This window comes from Peptoniphilus lacrimalis DSM 7455 (assembly GCF_000378725.1).
Lineage (GTDB): Bacteria > Bacillota > Clostridia > Tissierellales > Peptoniphilaceae > Peptoniphilus_A > Peptoniphilus_A lacrimalis.
Genome location: NZ_KB900376.1, coordinates 1 through 22,619 on the forward strand (window position 1 = coordinate 1; position 22,619 = coordinate 22,619).

The window sequence follows — 22,619 nt, forward strand, 5'->3', positions numbered from 1 at the left end:
AGAAGGTAAATCAATTCCCATAAAAATCGATATTACCACATACAGAAAAATTAAAAATGCTGTTATTTGATAAAAATCAAATATTTTTTTAGGATATACTTTTGTTTTGTTCAACTTAACGGTAAGAACAACGGATAAAGTCGGTATCAACATCATAGCAGAAGCTAACGCCTGTATACTTAAACCTATATAATATCCATAGACTGTAGCAATTCCTATAATCAGAGTTAAAATAAAAACTACTGTCAAAAAACGACATATATCTCTACCATCTGCTGAAAATTCAATTTTATCTTCCATAATTTTTTCACCTGTAACTTTCATATCTAGATCAAAATCTTCATATTTATTCATAATTTCCTCCTTATTATTCGCTCTGCTCCGAATTTATTATTTTCAACTTTTTATCCCTTTGCATGCAATCATACAAAGTGTGTCTTAATACTCCATATGTGTATGATTCAAATTCACTTGTACCATTCAATCTGTTACAGCACATATGAAGTAAACTTAACCTAATATCGCTTATATCATTTGTTAAATTTCTCTTACTAGAAAGTTCAGACATCGCACTATCAACTATGCTACTTCTTTGAACACTTTCTAAAATGCCATCAAGAATTTTCATATATTCTTTCCTTTTCACTTTGTATTCTTTTCGATAACTATTCTTATTTGTTACATTATCAAGAAGTTCATACATTTCATTTTTATCTTTGACTAACTGTCCTAAAAAATAGGATACTACTAAAAAATATACTTTTTTAACTACTTTAGAATCAGTCATGTCATTATTAGCTATAGTTCTAATTACAAACTCACTATTTTCAAAAAATATATTTTCAATAAATTCTATTAAATCTGCTCCACCATATCTATTATTCTCTCTATGATATTCATTAATTGTATAAGTTCTTAAAATATCAATATTCTTAACTTTTGAAAGCCAGTCTTTTACATATGAGAATTTATCAAATGCTTGCTTTGCATTTTTATACTTAATTCTTAACCTGATATGTCTACCTGTTTCATCAAAATATCTAATAAAAAAGAATTTATCAATAAATAGTTTTCTTTTTTCATTCTCTAACATGATTAAAAAATCGTTTTCCATTTCTTCTGGAGTATATATTTTTAAATATACCCAACCATCTTCAAATGGTGCTAGTATCCTATTTTTATTTTGAATACCTATATTTTCTTTAAGGATAATTTGTTCAATCTTATCTTTATTTTTATAATTTTTTTCTGTACTATAAAATGAAAATATACATTCTAATGCGTAAGAATTTCCATATATATCTCTAGCAATTTTATTATTAAACAGATCAGCCTCTATAGCAGATAATTCCAAAATTCTTGTTTTTTTATATTCCTTATAAAGGATTTCCATAGTAATATCTTTATTTGCTTTTAAAAGTAATAGATTATCATTTTTACACATATAAAAATATTCTGGTAAATTATAGCGTTTAGAAAATTGTTTAAAACTATTTACAAAATCCATGTAACTTATTTCATCTGATAGATTTTCTCTAAATAACCATTTTTCAGATGAGATTTTTATATCTTCAACAAATATTTCAGGAGTATATGTATATTTATTCATTGATAAAAGTGCCAATCTATTTACAATTCCTAACTCATTTTCATCATTTGATATATCTTTAATTAAATTAAATAACTTACTATTTATCTGTGGATTAAGCATATTATCCGTTATCATTTTGCATAATTTGTTTTTTGAAATTGATTTAAGATACATTCTATTGTTTTCTGTCATTCCACATACTAAATCAGCCAGAAGTATATACTCTGAGTTGTTATTGAAGGGCATACTAAGCGCTAAAGTATAAGGGTAATTTCTTTGACTATTTAAAAGATTTGTGAATCTTCCTTTACTTGGCATTTCTATTAAATCTACATATAAATAATCATCACCTTTTGCATATTCATATATTTTATTATATTTCTTAAATTTATCTTCTTTAAAAACTCCAGAAAAACGTTGGAAAGATTTCCCTGCTTCATTAGCACCAAAATTCGCACCTATTTTCATTTTAATTTCATCATCTTTATAAATCATTATGTTCATATCAAAAGATTTCGAAAAGTTAGCTTGTTCATTTAATACAAGATTTTTAAAATCATCTTTATAAAGATAAACTCTTTTTTCTCCATTAAATAAAGCTTCTTGCACTTTATTATCTACTATATTTGTTATTTTTGTGTCTTGAGAACTTGGATTGTATTGATTTTCTAAATAGTATGACAACCCGTTAAAACCAGCAGGATCTAAAAGTTGAATAAGTGGAACTTCTACAACTGTCCCATATTCTTCTTGAAATCTATTCTTAAAATCTTTAAGTAACGAAAATGTTCTTGATTCTACACTAAAACTTCTAATTACTTCGACAAAATTTTCCAGTTTGTTTTTTATTGAAATAGGAAGTTCACAACTTTTCAAATTCATACCAGTATTCACATTTAGATATAATTCATTCTTATAAATTTTCTTCATAATATTAGTTATTTTTTTAAGAAAATTTATCCCTCCCCCAAACTTTTCATAGTTTTTAATTTCATTGATAATTTCTAATAATTTAGCTTGCAAATCTTCGTTTAAATTATTTTTTTTAAAACTGAAAGTATATATAAAATAGGATTTTCACAATACGCTGGAATCCTAAGCTCTGTAAGTATTCCTTTTCAATTAATAGATTTATTGTATCAATGATTTTTTCTCTGGGAACGTTTTTATAATAGTTATCAACAATACCTATCAATTTAGAGTATTTTTCAAAACTCACAGTATTATCTTTATAATTTGAATAAGTTTTGTAAATCTTATACTTGTATTTTTGTGTTCATTTAATCTATTTACACCCTGATTAACAAAATTAGGATTTCGAATTCTACTAGATGTAACATAGGTGCTTTTATTCCATACAACATAAATTCTATCTAATACATTCTGATCTCTTTGAAGTTCATCTACTAATTTATATATCCAAGAATAACTAACTAATATTTTTTATCTGGACTATTTAACTTTTCAATGCAAGATTTGTCATCAGAAGAAAAACTACCTAAAGCTACATTCGCCATTAACCCAAAAGAAGTCGTTCTAGAAGAAGCACGTATTAGATATTTATAAAGGCTTATAAAAGTTGCTTGATCTTTTTTATCATCTTGTCCTATTTTTAAAATTGCATGATATAAAGATGGACTAGATATATAAAGTGCCTCAAGCATATACTCATCAAGACCTAATTTTTTTATAATTCCATACTTCTTTTTTATCTACAGTATATAAATTTTCAGCTACACTTAGTGGGAGTGCTGGTGTTCTGATCATAAATATATCATGGCATAAGTAAGTCATATAAATCCCTCTTTTTTTATAAATAATAAATATTTTTTTTGAAATTGTTTTATAAATATTATTTGCTATTTAATCATTTATTAAATTTTTAGTCTATCTCTTGCTAAGAATAAAATGTTTTTAATGATCCATTATATTTTTAATATTTTTGAAAACCTTTTATCATAACTTAATCCAAATGTACTTACCTTTTTGAATAATTATATAGGCATCATCTAAAAAATCAGATGCAAAATTATATACTTGGAAATAATAATTTTTTATACATAACAGTACACTAATAAATTATCAAGTCCAATATACACCTCTATATTTTTTTGTCAATATTTTTTATAAGAATTTTTTTCCAATAAGGGGACTTAAACAGTTAAAAAAATTAATTTCTCATAAAAATATATTGACATTTTGAAATAATAAGGTAAAATGTATGTAAGTAAAAAATGTTGATTAGAAAATAGTAGCTTTAAGTTGATTTTTAGAGAGACAATGGTTGGTGAAAATTGTTATGATGCTTTTAGTGAATGGGTCTATGAGTGCAAGGCGAATTATAGTAGCCGAGACGGGTTTCTCCCGTTACAGAGATAGGATATTAATGTATCTGAAAGAGGTCTATATTTTTATAGAAATAGGATGGCACCGCGAATTCACCATTTGCTCCTATATTAGGAGTAAATGGTTTTTTTATTGCCTTCGTTAAATCTTAAATCAAATTTTTACTAATTTATAAATAAGATAGGAGAAAATTATGATGACAACAAGTAAATCTTCAACAAAAGTATTAGTGACTAGCGCAATTCTTATGGCTTTGGGAACAGTCCTACACACAATTATCCCTTCAGTGGGAATTAAACCAGATTTTATGCTGGCTTGTATGTTTGTATCTCTCATACTTACAAACACCAATAAGGAAATGGCTGTTATAGGAATTGTAGCAGGAATAATAACTGCAATGACAACAGGATTTCCTGCTGGACAAATACCTAATTTAGTAGATAAAGCTTTAACAACAATTGTTTTTGGTATATTTCTTAGAGCTTTGCAAAAAAGAGGGGAATTAAAATTTTATCATTATGGCATATTGTTTTTCTTGGGAACTATGTTTTCAGGAAGTGTATTTTTAACAGTGTGTCTACTGATGGGAAGATTGTTAGGTTTATCAGAAGTAATTCAAATATTCCAAGGCGGATTAATACCAATGTTTGTTGCCGTAGTATTTCCTACAGCCTGTGCAAATGTAGTTTTCGGAACACTTATGGTAAAAATAATTCAATTAATGAAAAAGACAAGATGAAATAAAACACTTAAAACTATTTTTAAATAAATTTAATAAATTTTTTAGATATAAAACTAAGACTATAGGCTCAATGCTTATAGCCTTTTTTACTTTATTTTTATTATAATACATATATTGACTTCCACACAAAAAGAAAGACTCGAATTAACGAGCCTTCATGTATTTGATATAATTTCCAAAATGTCGACATAATAAATCTATTTACTTTTTCTCAAATAAATTGCAAACTTGATTAAACTTATGCACAAAGAAATGATAAGAACCCCTGTAACAAATAATATAGAATTGTTGAGTCTTTTTACATTAGAAGATACTTTAGTGTCATCTTTTATAAGATCAGATTCTTCCTCTTCTTCCAAAAGTTCCGCATTCACAAGAAGTCTTTTTGGTCTTGGTGGCAAGAGCGGATCACAAGTTAAAAGAGTCAAAATATTTTTACCCTCCACTGGAACTAGTTTATCCCATTCCCATGGGCTTATAATTTCCTTTGATGTTACTTTATACTCCAAGGTCCTATCCTGCCATTCTAGATAAATTTTATCTCCCTCAAAAAGCTCATCCAAGTGTAAAAACATTATAGCATCATAATAGCCTCTGTGTCCCGCTATTACCGAACGAATTCCCTTTTTCACTCCAGGTAAGTCCGTTCCCTCAATATGAGCCACTCCCATTGCCATATGCTTATTAGATGCATCCATATACACAGGCTGAACAAGGTCAAGCTTTGGAATCTTCAAGTAACAGAAAATAGCATCGGGATCTTCCATAAAAGAATAGTTTGAAGTATACTCTTCGGTGGCAAATGGGTCTACAATAACACTTTCTTTTCCAATAGAATTATTATATCCTTCCACTTTATCTTCCAATTTCGGGTCAACTTCACTCTCCATAAACTTTCTATACTCTCTTTTGTCAAGAACTATCCCCCTACTTAGTCCAAAAAATCCGTAAAGTGGTAATAGTATCCCTGTGATGATTAAAATATAACCAAAAACAATTCTTCTATTCTTCATTATATCTGTCCTTAAATTTTTTAAAATAATTAAGCTTTTTAAGTTTCTTTTTTTTCTTTCTGTAGTCATTATTGAAGTATATCATAAAAATAAATACCAAAACTGCAAGAGGAAAAGCAAAGGTTAATGCATCTTTATAATTTAAGTTAACAAAATTAAGGGGTTTGGACTCTTCCTTTACAGGTGGTACATAGTCAATCCTATGCCCGCGCACCAATAACCTGTGGGAATTAATCATATAGGGTGTACAAGTCAAAAGAGTAGCGTAATCCTGTCCTTCAACTACCAAAACTTGCTCAAAATCCGAAGGTTCTACAGTAAGAATCTGATCCACTTCATAAGCAAGTACCGTTTCAATATTATGAATATAAAACACATCTTTGAGTTTCAACTTATCCAAATCTCTAAAAAGTTTTGCCGTGGGTAGCCCTCTATGAGCAGTTAAGACAGTATGACTACTTAATCCTCCTATAGGAAGGCTAGTACCTTCCAAATGACCTACACCCTTTTGCAAAACATTTTCTCCTGTGCCTGCATAGATAGGTAAGACTTCATCAATTTTCGGTATCTCAACAAATCCGATTTTTTCAGCCACTTCAATCATTCTGGCATATTCAGCTCTACCTGCCTTTTCCTTTTCAGTATAGGGGTCAGCAAGTTTAGAAGGGTCTAGAGAAGAATTATAACCTTCAGCCAAATTCATTCTCCTTAAAATTTCGTTCTTATCCAACTCCTTAGTCTTATCCTGAAATTCCATAACTTCATTGCCTGCTTCAATTTTATAGTAATATTGACTAACCAACGGATACATCATAATAAAAAATCCTAAAACAAACAAAAGAATAAAGGGCCATATTCTTTTTTTCTTAATTTCAGTTTTTCCCATGATACACCTCATCTTCTACCTTCTCCAATGCTATTATCTCTTTAAGTAGCAAGTTAGACTTTTTCCTATAATACCTTATTAATATCAACATCAGAACTATAAAGAAAACTATTCCTATAAACATATACTTGTACATGAATTCCCTTTGACTGGATAAAATAAAATTATCGTCAATAGATTCACTGTATGGAACTCTATGACCTCTTACCAAGAGCCTGTGTGAGTTTATCATGATAGGAGTACAAGTTAAAAGAGTTGCATAGTCATGTCCAGGCACAATTAAAAGGTTGGAAAAATCATCTGGCACAACTGTTAGAATTTGGTCAACTTCATAAACAATAGTTTCTTTTAAATTGTGAATATAAAACCTATCTCCCAGCTTAACCTTTCTGAGATCAGAAAAAAGTTTTGCAGTAGGAAGCCCTGAATGAGCTGTTATGACGGTATGACTGGAATTTCCTCCTATAGGCAGACTCGTCCCCTCCAAATGACCTGCAGATGTTTGCAAAACCTCTTCCGATGTACCCGCCCTGATGGGAATATTAACATCAATAGATGGAATTTGAATGTGTCCTATCTGCTCGTGTAATTCTAACATTCTAGCATACTCAGCCCTGCCCTTGTCATGCCTTTTTTTAGCATAAGGGTCCTCTGTAACTTGATTAACCAAAGAATCGTTAAAAGCCTGTGCCAAATCTATTCTTCTCTTTACTTCTTCGTCTGTTAAATTTTCCTTTTCCTTATCAAAGTTTGAAACCTCTTGTGTTGATTCCACTCTGTAATAAATCCTTGAAACTTGAGGGTAAATTAAAATTAAAAATCCCAAAACAAAAATCAATTTAAAAGGCCATGTTCTTTTCTTTTTCTTCAAAGTTTCTCTCCTAAGTCTTATGTAAAAATCTCCTATCATTACAAAGTAATCATAGGAGATCAAAAAGGTTGTTGATTAAAATCTCAAACTATTCTTTTTCCTTAACCATCTTAATTCCCAAAATAAAACTAATAAATCCTGCTACAACCATCACTATAAGGGTAATATCACCAGTCTTTGGAATCTTAACGGGAGTTTTATCTTGAGGACTGGGTTGATCAGGTGTAGGAGTCGGTGGATGTATAGATTTTTTCTGTGCCGGTTTGTTTTTAATGTATAAGTCCTTCTCATATGATAAATCATCAATAACAAACTTCACATTATCAGATAATTCCTCATAACCCACAGGAGGTTTAGTTTCCCACAAATAGTATTCTCCATAAGGTAAATTCTCCACATTGAAAAATCCATCCCTACCTGAAAACAAAACCAAATCTTTCCCGTCCACTTTAATCCTCTCATAATATAAATCATTTTTTCTTGTTACGACAAACTCTGCTCCTGCAAGCCCCTCTTCAGTATCGGAAGAAATTTTTTTAAATCTTTTTCCTCCTTCATCATCCTTATAATTATAAACCTCCACATAGGTGGTCTTTGAAGATGAAACATAAAAGTAGGTCTTTTCTTGCCTAATCTTATAGCCTACAGGAGGCTCTATTTCCTTAAACATATACTCTCCGGGCTCCAAATTATTCACATGAATCTTACCTTGAGAGTCAGTTACAAAGTCGTAAAAATTCGTTGAAGACTTTATAGGTATCTCCTTTCCGTCAACTATTTTGTAGAGTCTAAATACAGCACCGGGAAGAACCTTTCTGTCCTTAGACAGTTTCAAAAGTTCCACATTCCCCGGTGGAGTATCCCCATGACCTTTGGGATAAATTATATCCCCATCATGAATCTCATCTACAACAAAGACAAAAGGATAAATATTTTTTGCTCCTTCTTTGAACACAACTCTTACATAATATGTTCCCTCGGAAAAATCATAAATCAATTTACCATCTTCATCGGTTTTAAAGCTTGTCTTAGAATAAACTTTAAGGCTATCGATGGACTTATTTTCCAAATCCTTCGCAAGCTTTTGCTTTTCCTCATCGGTATAAACCTTATCGCTTATCTTCCAAATGTTTAAATTTCTATTTGCTATGTCTTCTTTTTTATCGCCTATGCCATAAAAGTTCAAGGTCATACTCTTGGCATAAACACTGTTTGAGAAAATAACCATGCTAAATAATACAAGGACAAATAGCATTTTAAATATTTTATTTTTGAACTTTAGCATGGTCCACCCTCTTTCTTATTATTCTTCAGCTGATCTTTTCTTAATAGCTATAAAAGCACCGCCCATTAAAGCAATACCTGCTACTGCAAAGATTACAGTACCGATACCACCTGTTGGAGGTATAGTAAGGTCTTTATTCTTTACAAGCATATTACCTTGTGCGTCATGAGTGTTTTCAGGATATCCTTCTGCGTTATCCTTATAAGACGTTTTATTGACTGTAAATGGAATTTCAGTATCTTTATTTCCTGCATAACCTTCAGGGAATTTAACTTCCTTTAGTTTGTAATTATGCGTAATTTCTGTTTTATTTCCGTCTAATTCTGTCTTTTCCCATTTTGAGTATTCAAGACCTTTGATTTCAAATAAACCATTTACATCTGATTGTAGATAAATCGGCTTTCCAATTTCAGGAGTGCCGGTAGCAAATACTGTTCCATTTTCATCTTTACAGAACTTACCATTATCTATCGCATCTTTATTTGCATCTATTAAAGCTTGAGTCCAAACGATTTGTTTATCTCCGTCATAAAGTGCAAATACTGCTCCAGCCAACTTCTTAGTAACTTCTGTTTCAGAAACCTTAACAAATTTCTTTCCGCCTGTTTCTACTTCCGGAGTATCGTTAGGTCTCTTGCTCTTTTCATCTTGACCTTTAATTTTAATTTTTAGATCATAAGTATTCTTGATAGGTGTACCCATTTTTGCATCTTCGTTGATAACCGTATCAACTGTTGCATAAATTTTTACTTGTTTACCTTCTCCTGCATTTTGTTTAACTGTTTGATAATTATCTGCAAGTTTTTTAAGACCTGCTTCAGTTAAAGTTACGCTGAATTCTTGACCTGCTGGTGCAGTAAGTACTGTTGTAGCATCAAGAGGATTCGGTTCTACAGTTGTAAACTTAGTATCTGCAGCAGGTTCTACAAGGTTATAGTCTACACCTTTTTCAAGCTCTACTTTTTGAGCGTCTTGTGCGCCGTCATAACCCATGTATACTTTAACATTTCCCTTGTAAGTTAAGCCTTTGAAGAATACATCGCTCATTACAAATTTTTCATAATCTTTGATATTTCCGGGGATATTAGCTTGTAAGAACCAAGTTTGAACATCTCCTACATTGTGAGTTTCATTTAAGTTTACTTCGTTTCCTACAGTCTTCTTAGGAATAACTTCGTCCCCTGTTACGTTCTTAGGATAAACGTGAACTTTATTTAGGTAAACTGTTCCGGCAGGTATAAGGTCATCGCCTTCGCCAATTTCAGTTTGGTTCATTACAGGAATTGAAATACCGAAAGGTACTGCAATTGATGATGATACAGTAGTAGGTTTACCTGATTCTACAAACCAGTAGTATCCTTCTTCTAAATCAACTTCGGCACCTTGTCCGTTTGCAGTAGTAATAGTTCCAACTTTAGTTACATCTGCTACCGCTTCAACTTTTTCATTTGTGTCGTATTGCTTAGGTGTTTTTTTAAATAATTCAAGTTGTGCAGCATCCTTTAGCTTATAGTAAGTAAAAGTTACACCGTCAAGTTCTTTTACGTTAGTTCCTAAGCCTTCAAGTTGTTCTTTTTCAAGCTTTCCGCCATTATGACCAAATCCTTCTTCAGGAACTTTGTAGTTGTCAGCTTGCAATTTGTGTACTGTTACCTTAGTCTTTCCTTCCGGTTTAGTTTTTTGATAATCGTCTTTTGCTATTGTACCTATGGTATTATTATTATTACCAATTGCGTATGCACTTAAAGGTGCTACTACACCAATTATCATCACTAAAGTCAATATTAGTGATAAAAGTTTCTTAGTATTTTTCATTGTCTTCCTCCATTCTTATTTTTAAAAATTTTATAAATGCGTGGCTATTGCCAAGCTATTTAACTTAACTCATTCGAAGATTTTAAGTCTTGCATCAAATCTTCTTGACTTATATGCAGCTATTCAATCTTCACATACATTACTCCCTTGTAAAGGAAGGATTTGTAAACCATCAGTATCCCCCCTTTCCCATGTATTCATTTAACTTCTTTCTTTTATCTATAAATATCATGGCAAGAGTCATAAGTCCTATACCCCCGATATAAAATAGCGTGGTTCCAAATCCTCCGGATCTTGGAAATTCACCTTGAGGATCAAAGACATCTATTGAAACGATTTGAGTATCTACTTTAATTATTCCACTTGCATCTACCTGCTCCCTATATAGTGGTGCCGGGTTTGTAGCTGTAAGTGATGATTCTGTTGCGGCTCCCGTAAGCTTAAATTTATATTCCACAGGTTTCCCTTGAGAATCTTTTACACTTATAAGCTCTACGGTTCTTTTTTTAGAATCAACTTTTATTCTGTAGCTTAGTCCATTAACTACATAGCCTTTAGGAGCAGTGGTTTCTGTAAGATTATATTCTCCAGTCATACCTGCGGGAATTTCAATCTTTAAAGGACTTAGAGGATCTAAGGTTTGATTAGATAAATCAAAGGTGATTTCCTTTAAATCATCAGGTACTGGAGTTGAGTCCGGATAGTCGTTGGCTACCTCCATTTTGAATTTTACTTGTCCCTTATTGATCATTTCCTTTTTGGTATCCCTTTTCCACAGATTAAAGTACATGGGATCCTTTTTCTTGTTAAATGCCAGTACTTCACCTTCAGTTAAGTCTGTTTGAGAGAAGATTTTACTTGGTTTTGTTACTATATTGGTGGTAACAGTTTGAGTATATTGATAAGTTCCCCCATACAAACCTACGTTTTGTACAGAAATATAAGCTCTTTCTTGTTTCAAATCATAGGGTGATACCGTCTTCAAAATCAGGTGAGAATTTGCATACTGAGCCGGAATGGGAATTGTGCCGTCAGCAGGCATAGTTCCCGAACCGATAAGAGTATAGTTGGCAGTATCATCCAAATCAGCTGCAAAGGATCTTGGCATAGTTTGTGACATATCGCTGTTGTTAGCATCAGCTGATGTAATATCATGATTTGGCACAAAATTCGGATTATTCACAACATAAAGCTCATAAGAAGTTTTACTGTTCGGTCCTAAAACCCCTTTTCCTCTGGTAAAGTAAAAGGTTCTGGCAGTAACCTGATTCTTAACGGGTCTACTGTAAAATATGTTTTGAATTTCTGCATTTTCGTTGTCTATTTTATTGATAAATGCAGTACTAAGAGAAGTCATCGTTCCCGGATAACTTCCGTTAAAGTCAGGTAACCAATAAAATCCACCAAATTGTTGCGGATAACCACCCGAATAGTCGATGCCGAAGGTGTCGGGAGTTGTAAAGGACTTTCCTGCAACATTTACAGTGAATGTTGTCTTTGTATCATTTAAAACCACCTTTCTGTTAGGTGATAAAGCAACGGTAAAGTCGGAAGTTACATCTCCTATATTTTCAACAGCCTCGGTAAAGGTATATTTAACTGTATTGGTTCCCGGAAGTTTTTCTCCCGTTGCAAGTACATATCCATTTAAGGTCATATCAGGAAGATCAACTTGTGCCAAGGTACCTTCAAGAGAAAGTTTTTCATCTAAGTCAATGGTAAAATAGTTTCCTCTTCTAATTCCATTGGCCATTTTTGTTTTAAAGGTCATTTCAAAAAACTCGTTAATATTCGGATAAATAGTTGTACGAGGTCTGGTACTATCAACCTTAATCTTGAAGTCTGATACTGTAATCTTGTCATTTACATTAACTGGTTCTTCAAGAGTCGGGTCTTCCTCAAAGGTCGGATTTAAACTTATTAATGTAAGACCTGAAGGGAATACTCTCACAGTCCATGTATGCAGGGTCTTTTCATAGCCGTAAGGTGCACGTAATTCCTTTAAGGTGTAGGTTCCCGGCGGTATATCTTGAAACTTCAAGTTAACAAGTTTTCCGTCATTGAGTGTTTCATTACCTATTTGTGCATCTTTTGTTCTGGCTTTTGCAAAAGGCTCATCTCTTTCTCCAATTTGATCCCACTTGCCTACATATAAACCGAATTCCGCTCCTCCAACAAGGTTGCTTGTTCCGGCTTCGATTTTACTAAGCTTAATGACACCCTTGTTATCTAATGGTGTTGCTGTATCTCTTGTGTTGGTTACATCAAAATCAAGTTGTGATTGTCGGGTCTGATCTTCTTCTTTTTTATTAATCTTGACACCTGCATGAGAGTACGCACTGGTATTTTCCCCATAACTAAGTGCCCCTTGTGTCAAAATAGGTTTATCACCGTCATAACTGCCTTCAATCTTTACAATGAATCCTTTAGGACTATCAATACCTTTAAATGTAATGCTATCTTGTGGACCATAATCATTAATTTTTTCATACTTAGTTCGATCCGACAAATCAATATTAAAATCCTCAGGCATAGGATTTGTTGCATCGGCTAGAATCTTATAACTTGTAAAGTTATCTATAGATGTTGCAGATGTATTAGTTTGGCCTAAGTGGTTGCTATCAATTGAACCTGTATTATAGGCAATATAGGGCCATGCAGAAAATCTCGGAGAATCATTGTAGTCGCCTAAACTTATATCTTTTTCATTTTTTAACATGTCCTTTGCTGAAAGATAAAATATTTCTGTGAATTTTTTATTATCTTTGTCTACAGAAACAATCTTGGAAGATAATAAGAATCTATCTTGAACTTTTACCCCTCCAAAAATATTCTTCTCTATATAATCTGCAAATCCTTCAACTCCACTATAAATAGTCTCCTCTTCAGTAACAATATCTTTAAATGTTATATTGGCATCTCCGTCTACAGTGATTTTGTATTCTCTAGCATCTCCACTATAGCCTCCCGGAGATTTCGTTTCTTTTATTACATAGTTGCCCTCAGGAATGTTGTCAAAAATCGCCTTGCCGTCAAGCCCTGACACTTCAGTCCAGTCGTTCAGTCCTTTCTTCATAGGTGTTTGGCTTCCGTCTTCATTTACCTTATAAATAGCAAAGGTTGCGCCCGGTAAAATTTTTCCCTTTTCATCTTTCTTATTAACTGTAACTTTGGCTCTAGGTTTATTGGTAATTGTAAAGTTATAAACATTTACATCTTCTGTTGATTTTGTCAAAGCTTCTCTCGTGTTATAGAATAATTGGTCCTTGGAAGCATTAAAACTCTTTTCATAGTTGCCGTCGGTAAAGTAATTAGGATCATTCCAATTTGCAGACCAATAAGTTTCAGCCTCAGGTGTTCCTTCTGTAGGTGCTCCTGTAGGATTGTTGATACCTAAGAATTGGAACCAGTTTTTTGGTGCAATTGAAGCTCCTGTTACTCCATCAATTAAAGGTCTGTACTTATCATTTTCCACAACTTGTCGCGTTTCTTGAGGATTCAGTTTTATAATAGGCTTTAACTGAACCTTTGTCGCATATACCTGGTTGTTAGAAATTTGAAGCGGTATATGTTCTGTTATAGGCTTATGATTTTTGTCAAACTCTACCCAAGTTCCTTCACCAAAGTAAATCATCCATTGATGGTTAGGTAGTGCATACCCTTTCGGTGCTGCAACTTCTTTAAGCAAGTGGTAGGACGGCACGTTAAGATCACTAAATTCAGCTATACCGTTAGCATCTGTTGTAACACGATAGATTCTCAAAATTCTGTTGGCATCGTGTCCGTGAAGTTCAAGGGTTACTCCTTCAATTGGCTTGCCATTCTTGTCAATTTTTTTTACTCTAAGATTTCCCTTGTGGTAAGTGGCAGCTACAGTTTTTGTAGTTTGATTTTCACTTACTTCGTTTATATTAGCATTTTCCACTTCATGTACTTCTGTTTCAGCAATTAATCTCTTACTGTCCAAGTCCATTTTTTGGTTATATGTTAATTTAACTCTGTTAACCTCTCCGGTGCTTGGAATAGTTTGATTTTGTTCATAGTCCGCAAGATCAACCGTTGCATCTTTAAAGTTTGTAATTTTACCGTCTGCCCCAACCGTAAACTTCATGGCTGTATTTTTAAAGGCGTATTGGAATACTGATTTTATTTCTTTAACTACATATTCACCCTCAGGCAAATTATCTAAGCTTATAACTCCGAATTTACCGTTTTTATAGTTAACCATTACAGGTTGACCATTTTCCGTTGCCGGCACTTCTTTTTTAAGGTTAGGGTCATAAACCATTTTGTTGTAAATATTTAACGGTTCATAGTTTACTGTTTGGTCGTTTTTCTTATAAACTCCATAGGTTGCATCGTGGTTTAGTGCTGCGTCACGAAGATTTCCTATTTCGGCACTTGATGTTCCACCATAGAAAAGCTTGTTCCCTGCTTTGTCTACCGTTTCAATTTTTAAAGTTCCTGTACTGAGCTTTGGCTCAGCTTGATAAACAATTTCTAATTCTGCTGGATTTTTTTCAGATTCTGATTTTATAACTTTTGAGCTTAGTTTTGTAGCCTCTTCCAAAACTTTTGTATCTAAGGTGAATCTTTCTCTCTTTATTATTTTTTTCGGTTGAGTCTTTTCTAAGTTTATTTTTTCTTCTATTGAATTATGTGTTTCTGATTCTTGATTTATATCTTCCTTTTCATTATGAGAAACTTCCACAGTCGAATTTTCTGAAACAATTTCTTCTTTCGATGAATATTCCTTTATCTTTTCATTTGATAAAACAAGTTCCTCATCAGATTTTTTAGTCGAAGTTTCAATTTGCCTATTCGTTTTTTCAACTATTAAATTTGAAGCTTCCTTATTTTTATCTTTTGTATTTTCTTCTACTTCTTGTATTTTGTTTTCTTCTATATTTTTATCAAGATATAATTCTTCTTTAGGTTCAGCTGATGAATCTTCTGTTTCCATAAGATTATTAACATCAATGGCTTCCTTACTTACTCTGAGCTCTACAGAACCTCGAGTTTTTTCATATCCCAAGGGTGGATTATCTTCTTTTAGAATATAAATCCCTTCAGTTACTTGTATAACTTCTTTAGTATTGGTTTTAATTTCATCCTCTACAGGCTCAAGAGTATCTACACTTGTACTATCTTCTGATTTTAGAAGTTTAGCATCTGTATTATAAGTCTCTGTTACCTCTGAATTATTTTCTCTGTCTATTTCGACTTTAGGTTCTTCTATTATTTGTAGAGGATTTATCGCCTTATTTAAAATATCTTTAGGGTCTAAAATTTTAGCTGGTGTACTCCAAGTTAAAGTATCAATTTTTTCCTCTACATCTGCTCCTACTTTATAAAGCGAATAAACCGCTCCGGTTGGATCAATAACCTTGCCATTTTTCCCAACAAGCTCAATTTCAATAGTGGAAAAACCCCCTTTAGCTTTATAATCTTTTTGTTCTTCCTCAATCTTTTGAAAAGCTTTTGATTTAGGAGATATATCAATTATACTTTCAGCTAAATTTTTACCATCGTAATATACTAAACCATTTTTTACTGTGAAATTTTTCCCAAACGGACCCTCTCCTTCTTTAATAAAGGTGTAACGTCCATCGGATAAATCTGGAAATACTAATTTACCCTCATCGTCTGTAAGATAGTTTCCAACTATTCTATCTTCACTTCTTGTCATTCCTTTAACATCAAGTATATCCACAGTTTTTCTTAGGGTGTATATATATCTTTTTTTAGCCAATTCAGAAACACCGAGAAGATTGTCTCTTGCATCTCTTGTTATAAGCAACAAATCTTTTCTTGGTGAGGGAACAATATCTGTTGAATTTTTTATTTGTAAGCTTTCTGTATCTTGTTTTGATATCTCTTCCTTATTTTCTTTCTCTTGTAAATTGTTTTGTTGATTTTGCTCTTCAGCAGTTACATTAAAGTCTTCTAAATCTTTTGAATCATTTCTATCTAAGGAATTTTTATAATTTTTAGGCTCATTTTTATGTGCATCTTCAAATTTAATCGGTCTTTCTTCAATATCTAAAGACTCATTATCAAGATTTCTATTCCTTGTAATAGGTTTAGAATTTGACTCTATTACAAGCTCGTCAGAAGACTTTTCAGAATTAAGAATTTTATTTTTATCTTCAGAAACTCCTTGTTGTATTATGGAATCTGAAGAATCTACAATACTCTCACTAGCTTCTTCTTTACTTATTATGGAGTCTGAAACTTTTTTGTCTTCTATTAAAGACTCGTTTTTTACTTCTTCACTATTATCTATTATCGAATCTATTACTTTTTCTTTTTTAGGTTCTAAAAGTGAACTGGTTTTTAATTCCTGTGAGTTATCTGAAACATCTTTAGAATTTTTATAATCTTTTTTATTTTTTGTAAAAATACTAAATTTAGGTTTTTCCTCTATTGTATTCTCATTATTTTCATCCTTAACTTCAATTTTCATTGTGGATTCTTGAGGTTCTATAATTTCAACACCTTGAGGTTCTTCTATGATTACTTGGTCTTCTGTTGAAAAAAGTTTATCATATTCTATCTCATCAACCAAATCGCTTGACTCATAGTAAAACCCTTCTTTTGACTCCACTTCATATATAAGTTCAGTTTTATCTATTTCTTTTCTTGCATTTATGTTAAGCAAAATATCCGTGCCGAAAAGCTCTCTTATCTTGGAAGCTTCATAGCCTTCTTCGGTAAGGTAGAAGTTGATTTTGTCATTATTATAATAAAGATTAATAATTGCTTTTTCTCCATCAACAACTTGTCCTAAAAAAGTTCCTCTTTCATCTTGAGCCTTGCCATTTAAATTAAGCTCTAAATCATTTGGTAGGCTAATAGAAAATACTTGACCCGGTGCAGTGTTTTTATTTACTATCCAAGAAATTAAAAGAGCATAATTATAACCTGAATCATAATTAATTCTTTTAAGATCAACTTTATAAACACCTTCCCTTGCCTCTACAATCTTTTTATTATTCATCTCCAAAAGGTATGTAAAGTTTTTTTCCATATGTACGTCTTTATCATCTCTTTCATATCCTGCAACAGGTTCAATAAAAACTTGTCCCACTAAAACTATTGCTAGGATAAAGGAGAACATTTTTTTCAATTTTTCCATTTCCTCACCCCTATTAATCCTAATATTATTCCTTTTGTATATAAAAAGCTCAGCATTATTATTTTTTTACACAATAATGCTGAGCTAAAATATTTCCAATATTGATTTTGAGCATAAGAACTCATATATATATATATATATATGCCGTTTATAGGTACTATTGAATTGCTATTACTTAATTCTGTTCTTAGATAAACTTTTCCCATTACATACCCCAAAATATTACACCGTAATTTGTAGATATAATATACACTTTAATTAGTCTTCAATTATATACACCAAATAATTATATACAAACGCTTCCCTTGCATTCAGATATTAACCTATATGCTTATTAAAAATGTACCACTTTTATATTGATTTGTCAAATGTTTTTTTACCACTTTACTCTACTATATTTTTAACTTTTATTCTTCGATTTTCCACAAAAAATAGACTCCTTAGGAGTCTAATTATTTTTCAGCTACTGCTTCTATTTCGATTATGCCGTCTTTTGGAAGTTTTGAAACTTCAACGCATGATCTTGCAGGTTTGTTTGTAGTGAAATATTTTGAATAAACTTCATTTACACTTGAAAAGTCATTCATATCTTTTAAGAAAATATTTACTTTAACAACTTTATCAAGGGATGAACCAGCTTCTTGTAATATTTCTTTTATGTTTTCTAAAGACCTTGCTGTTGCTTTTTTAATGTCATCATTAATCAATTCTCCACTTTCAGGAATTATTGGAAGTTGTCCTGATGTGAAAATTAGTCCATTAACTTCAATTGCTTGTGAGTATGGTCCAACTGCTGCTGGAGCTTTTTGTGTTTGAATTACTTTCATTTTACTTATCCTCTTTTTCTTTTAATTTGAAATTTCCATTTTCTTCTTCATCTTTAGACCAAAGTCTTTCGATGTCATAATATTCTCTTTCATCTTTATGGAAAACATGAACGATTATATCGCCATAATCAAGGAGTATCCATCTTGATGTAGTCTTTCCGTCAATATTTTCAAGATTTATTCCTTTTTCATCCATTTTTTCTTCGATTTCATCGGCTAAGGCAGAAACTTGCCTTACTGAATTACCTGAAACTATTACAAAATAATCAGCAATTGAAGAAAGTCCCTTGATGTCTAAAACTTTTATATCTATTCCCTTTTTTTCCTTACAAGAATCTTTAATAATTCTTAACTTATCTTCTACCTTCAAGTTAGCCTCCTTATTATTTGAAATTTGTCGCTTTTAAAAGTTCATGGGCTTGATTTTCATCCATAATAAAATAAGATGTTCTATTTATATATTTAGGATAACCTGGAAGTGTTGTTGCTTTTACATTTTCCATTGAAAGTCTTGAACCTGAAACTGCAAGTTTTAATAATAAACTTTTCGGTATATTATTTTGAGTGTCACTTAAATATGCTTTATATAAAAGTGGAGCTTTAACTAGAGTTTTAGGATTTTTCATTTGAGAAAATAAGGCTGCCAAGAAAGCTTGTTGACTTCCTAATCTTTCCAAGTCACTACCTGATTTATACCCCTTACGAAATCTTAAAAAACCTACTGCATCTTGACCTTTTAAAACTTGTTGTCCTTCTTTAATATGAATTGATAAAGGTGGATCAGCTGTAGGGTCATCGTAGTCCATATCTAATGGTACATTAACCTCAACTCCTCCCATGGCATTTACTATATCCATAACAAATTTATAATCTATTGTCATATAATATTTTATATCTGTGCCTAAAAGTTTATTTACAGAATCTAGTGTCAATTCACTTCCACCATAAGCATAGGAGTGATTTATTTTTTGTTTTTTATATCCTTGAATTTCAGCATAAGTATCTCTAGGTATAGAAATTATATTTAGAAAATTATTCTCCAAATTAAAATTTACAACCATTATCGTATCTGACCTTGTATTCTCGGCCTTTTTTGAATCCAAGGAATCAACACCTAATACCAAAAATTGAAAATCATTTAAATTTTTTGCATCCTCATTTTTACTTAAACTGTATAAATACAGACCTATCAGACCAGCTCCTAAAATTACTACTATAAAAATAGTAGTAAAGAAAGCTTTAAAAAAACTTTTCATTCATTCTTCTCCAAATAATAATTTCTTGCTTTTATTGTATCTAAAGCAATATAGTTTTTTAATTCGATTAAATTCTTTATGTTTTCATCTAAAACATAAAACATAGCCTTATCAAGATTAACCTTGGCAATTTCTCTTGCTTGCTTTGCTTGAGGAAAATCTCTTTTTGGCTCTATATAGTCTGCTAAAAATATTATTTTCTCCAAAGTCGACATATTTTCTCTTCCTGTTGTATGGTAAGAAATTGCATTTAATACATCTATATCTTTGATTTCATATAATTTTTCTGCAAGTTTTGCTCCTAAAAATCCATGTATTATAGCAGGAGCTTTTTTCATATCTTGACTTAATGATAGACCAAATTCTTGGCAAAGTCGTGGATAATCTTCCTTATTTTTTAACTTTGCACAGTCATGCAAATATCCAGCCAACTCAGCTTTTTCTACATCTTCTTTGTGGATTTGAGCAAGCATTTTTGCACTTTGTGCAACTCTAAGCATATGTTTGTAGCGTTTTTCTCCAACTCTTTCTAATATATTGTTCTCGTATTTTTTATAATCCAATTTACTCATCTCTATATAAATTATTTTCCCTAATAAATCTTATTACTTCATCAGGAATTAGATACCTTACAGATTTTTTAGTTTTCATCCTATCCCTTAATTCTGTAGAAGAAACTTGATACAAGGGTCCATTTATAATGGTAATTTGGGTGTTGAAATTTTTTTTCAAAAATTTAATTTCTTCATCAATTTTATCTCTTTCTAGGTATTCAGGTCTTAAGGCAGCAACAAAGTGAACTTCCTTGGAAAGCTCTTCTAATTTTCTCCAAGTTTTTAGTTGAAAAATCGTATCTGAACCTATAAGAAAAAAATATTCTCCAGGATGATTTTCTTTTAATTTCTTGACTGTATTTACAGAATAAGAAATTTCCCCACTTTTAGCTTCAACATCAGATATTTGAAAATTTTCATTATTTTTTATTGCTATTTCTACCATTTTATATCTAATGTCTGCGCTTATACTGTTTATTTTATGGGGTGAATATCCTGTAGGCACATAAATCACTTTATCGAGATTTAATTCATCCCTTAAATATTCACTTATCATTAAGTGTCCATAATGAATAGGATTAAATGAACCACCTAAAATACCTATCTTTTCCATTTTATTCTCCAAATTCAATCTTTTTATTTTCTTTTGATTGCCTATAAATTGTTAATTTTGAACCGATTTGTTGAACAAATTCAGCACCTGTTTTTTCAAGTATTTCTTGCACAATCTCCTTAGCTTCTACTGGAGAATTTTTTAAAACTTTTATCTTTACAAGCTCATGATCTTCTAAAGACTTATCTAACTGATCAAAAAGGCTTTCAGAAAGCCCAAATTTTCCTATTTGAACTAGAGGGTCCAAATTATTTGCTAAAGATTTTAAATAAGACCTATCTTTGCCTCTTAACATATACATCTCCTAGTTAAAAAATTCAAATTCATAGCCACCAATATTTACTGATTGACCTTCTTCTATACCAAGACTTTTCAGTTTTTCAATAACATTATTTTTTCTTAAATTTTCTTGAAAATATTTCAAAGATTCGTAATCATTAAAATTGGTAGATCTCATTAATTTATCAATATATGGTCCTTCAACGATATAATCATCATTTTCTTTTCTAACTGTAATTGCTTCTTCTCTTACTTTATTTTCTACATAAGCTTTATCATAGGTCTTATAATCAATTCCCTTTTCTTGAACCAATTGGTAGGCCTTTTGCATTAATAATTTTACATTTTCTCCCGTTGCAGCAGAACCTTCTATTATTTGATACTTAGATGATAAGGCTTTTTTTAATTTTTCTAAATTTTCCTTACTTGATGGTATATCCATCTTATTTGCAAATATAATTTGAGTCTTATCTCTAAGTTTTTCATTATAATTATATAATTCTTCATTGATTTTGTAAAAGTCTTCTAAAGGATCTCTATTTTCAGAGCCCGAAACATCTAAAACATGAATTAAAACTCCTGTCCTTTCTATATGTTTCAAAAATTCATCTCCTAAGCCAATACCTTGGCTTGCTCCTTCAATTAAACCCGGTATATCTGCTAGAACAAAAGATTCGTCAGGTCCTAAGCTGACAAGACCTAAATTAGGTGTAAGAGTTGTGAAATGATAATTTGAAATTTTTGGTCTTGCTTTACTAACTTGGGATAAAAGCGTAGACTTTCCAACATTAGGAAAACCTACAAGACCAACATCAGCTAGAAGTTTTAGTTCTAAAATAACTGATCTTTCTTCACCCTTGGTTCCAGCTTGAGCAAAATTCGGTGAACGTCTAGTAGAAGTTTTATATTTAGCATTACCATGACCTCCACGACCACCGTGACAAATTACAAATTCATCATCCTTATTTTTAAAGTCATAAATAACTCCACCTGTTTCTTCATCCTTAACCAAAGTTCCAACAGGTACTTTTAAGATAATGTCTTCTCCAGCCTTACCATATTTTAACTTGTTCATTCCGTTTTCCCCATTTTGGGCCTTATACTCTCTTTTATATCTAAAATCCATTAGGGTATGAAGGCCTTCGTCAGCTTTAATTATTACATCTCCGCCTCGTCCTCCATCTCCTCCATGAGGTCCTCCTGCAGGTTCATACTTTTCACGTCTCCAAGCTACGGCTCCATCTCCGCCTCGTCCTGCCTTTAATCTTATTTTTGCACTATCTATAAACATTTATGACTCCTTCTAATTTATATAAGTATACAACAATACCATTTCTAAACTGTGAAAGACCTGTTAAATATTAGTGAAAAAAAGAGGTCGCCTTTTGACAACCCCTAATACT

At 31.6% G+C, this 22,619-nt stretch carries 18 protein-coding genes, 1 pseudogene and 1 other annotated feature; of the genes and pseudogenes, 1 reads left to right on the plus strand and 18 read right to left on the minus strand.

Annotated elements, in window-relative coordinates; all coding sequences use genetic code 11:
- From F594_RS09320 to F594_RS09965, 5 genes and pseudogenes are all read right to left on the minus strand, one after another.
- Positions 1-354: pseudogene (locus tag F594_RS09320) on the minus strand (CPBP family intramembrane glutamic endopeptidase); the annotation flags it as partial.
- A gap of 13 nt (positions 355-367) precedes the next feature.
- The gene (locus F594_RS0107835; RefSeq protein ID WP_233428291.1) at positions 368-2,614 is read right to left on the minus strand and encodes a lantibiotic dehydratase; all 2,247 of its coding nucleotides are present in this window, start codon (positions 2,612-2,614) and stop codon (positions 368-370) included.
- A 192-nt stretch (positions 2,615-2,806) separates the two neighbouring features.
- Positions 2,807-3,031 carry a lantibiotic dehydratase gene (locus F594_RS10060; RefSeq protein ID WP_115354508.1) on the minus strand — a complete coding sequence of 75 codons (225 nt, stop codon included), beginning with the start codon at positions 3,029-3,031 and terminating at the stop codon, positions 2,807-2,809.
- Positions 3,025-3,255: a lantibiotic dehydratase gene (locus F594_RS09960; RefSeq protein WP_009345567.1), complete on the minus strand. Its 231-nt coding sequence runs from the start codon at positions 3,253-3,255 to the stop codon at positions 3,025-3,027. The genes F594_RS10060 and F594_RS09960 overlap by 7 nt, the downstream gene beginning before the upstream one ends.
- Positions 3,256-3,262: 7 nt before the next feature.
- The gene (locus F594_RS09965; RefSeq protein WP_009345489.1) at positions 3,263-3,385 is read right to left on the minus strand and encodes a hypothetical protein; all 123 of its coding nucleotides are present in this window, start codon (positions 3,383-3,385) and stop codon (positions 3,263-3,265) included.
- A 434-nt stretch (positions 3,386-3,819) separates the two neighbouring features.
- Positions 3,820-4,047: a binding site (T-box leader), on the plus strand.
- An 83-nt stretch (positions 4,048-4,130) separates the two neighbouring features.
- Between F594_RS09965 and F594_RS0107850 the strand changes: the two genes are divergently transcribed.
- Positions 4,131-4,676: a tryptophan transporter gene (locus F594_RS0107850; protein WP_019035183.1), complete on the plus strand. Its 546-nt coding sequence runs from the start codon at positions 4,131-4,133 to the stop codon at positions 4,674-4,676.
- 200 nt (positions 4,677-4,876) lie between these two features.
- On the opposite strand, the gene F594_RS0107855 is transcribed toward F594_RS0107850, so the two are convergent.
- The 13 genes from F594_RS0107855 to obgE form a co-directional block, all read right to left on the minus strand.
- Entirely contained in the window at positions 4,877-5,692 is an 816-nt protein-coding gene (locus F594_RS0107855) for a class C sortase (protein ID WP_036746356.1), read from the minus strand.
- Positions 5,682-6,578, minus strand: coding sequence for a class C sortase (locus F594_RS09325; protein ID WP_019035185.1), 897 nt, complete (start codon positions 6,576-6,578; stop codon positions 5,682-5,684). Before F594_RS09325 ends, F594_RS0107855 begins: the two co-directional genes overlap by 11 nt.
- Positions 6,565-7,449: a class C sortase gene (locus tag F594_RS0107865; RefSeq protein ID WP_019035186.1), complete on the minus strand. Its 885-nt coding sequence runs from the start codon at positions 7,447-7,449 to the stop codon at positions 6,565-6,567. The genes F594_RS09325 and F594_RS0107865 overlap by 14 nt, the downstream gene beginning before the upstream one ends.
- 88 nt (positions 7,450-7,537) lie before the next feature.
- On the minus strand, positions 7,538-8,734 hold the full coding sequence (locus tag F594_RS0107870; RefSeq protein ID WP_019035187.1) for an MSCRAMM family protein: 1,197 nt from the start codon (positions 8,732-8,734) through the stop codon (positions 7,538-7,540).
- Positions 8,735-8,752: 18 nt separating this feature from the next.
- Positions 8,753-10,549 (minus strand): SpaH/EbpB family LPXTG-anchored major pilin, encoded by a 1,797-nt coding sequence (locus tag F594_RS0107875; protein ID WP_019035188.1) that lies wholly within the window; start codon positions 10,547-10,549, stop codon positions 8,753-8,755.
- Positions 10,550-10,721: 172 nt separating this feature from the next.
- Positions 10,722-17,687, minus strand: coding sequence for a SpaA isopeptide-forming pilin-related protein (locus F594_RS0107880; protein WP_019035189.1), 6,966 nt, complete (start codon positions 17,685-17,687; stop codon positions 10,722-10,724).
- A gap of 452 nt (positions 17,688-18,139) precedes the next feature.
- Positions 18,140-18,514 carry a RidA family protein gene (locus F594_RS0107890; RefSeq protein ID WP_019035191.1) on the minus strand — a complete coding sequence of 125 codons (375 nt, stop codon included), beginning with the start codon at positions 18,512-18,514 and terminating at the stop codon, positions 18,140-18,142.
- Between the two features lies 1 nt (position 18,515).
- The gene (gene rsfS / locus F594_RS0107895) at positions 18,516-18,884 is read right to left on the minus strand and encodes a ribosome silencing factor (RefSeq protein WP_004825478.1); all 369 of its coding nucleotides are present in this window, start codon (positions 18,882-18,884) and stop codon (positions 18,516-18,518) included.
- A gap of 13 nt (positions 18,885-18,897) precedes the next feature.
- Positions 18,898-19,770, minus strand: a complete 873-nt coding sequence (locus F594_RS0107900; protein ID WP_019035192.1) for an LCP family protein — start codon at positions 19,768-19,770, stop codon at positions 18,898-18,900.
- The gene (yqeK, locus tag F594_RS0107905) at positions 19,767-20,333 is read right to left on the minus strand and encodes a bis(5'-nucleosyl)-tetraphosphatase (symmetrical) YqeK (RefSeq protein WP_019035193.1); all 567 of its coding nucleotides are present in this window, start codon (positions 20,331-20,333) and stop codon (positions 19,767-19,769) included. Before yqeK ends, F594_RS0107900 begins: the two co-directional genes overlap by 4 nt.
- Position 20,334: 1 nt before the next feature.
- Positions 20,335-20,937, minus strand: a complete 603-nt coding sequence (nadD, locus tag F594_RS0107910; RefSeq protein WP_019035194.1) for a nicotinate-nucleotide adenylyltransferase — start codon at positions 20,935-20,937, stop codon at positions 20,335-20,337.
- 1 nt (position 20,938) lies between these two features.
- A complete protein-coding gene (gene yhbY, locus F594_RS0107915) occupies positions 20,939-21,232 on the minus strand; it encodes a ribosome assembly RNA-binding protein YhbY (RefSeq protein WP_004825470.1) in 294 nt (97 codons plus the stop codon).
- Positions 21,233-21,241: 9 nt separating this feature from the next.
- Positions 21,242-22,507, minus strand: coding sequence for a GTPase ObgE (gene obgE / locus F594_RS0107920; protein ID WP_019035195.1), 1,266 nt, complete (start codon positions 22,505-22,507; stop codon positions 21,242-21,244).
- Between the last annotated feature and the right edge of the window lie 112 nt (positions 22,508-22,619).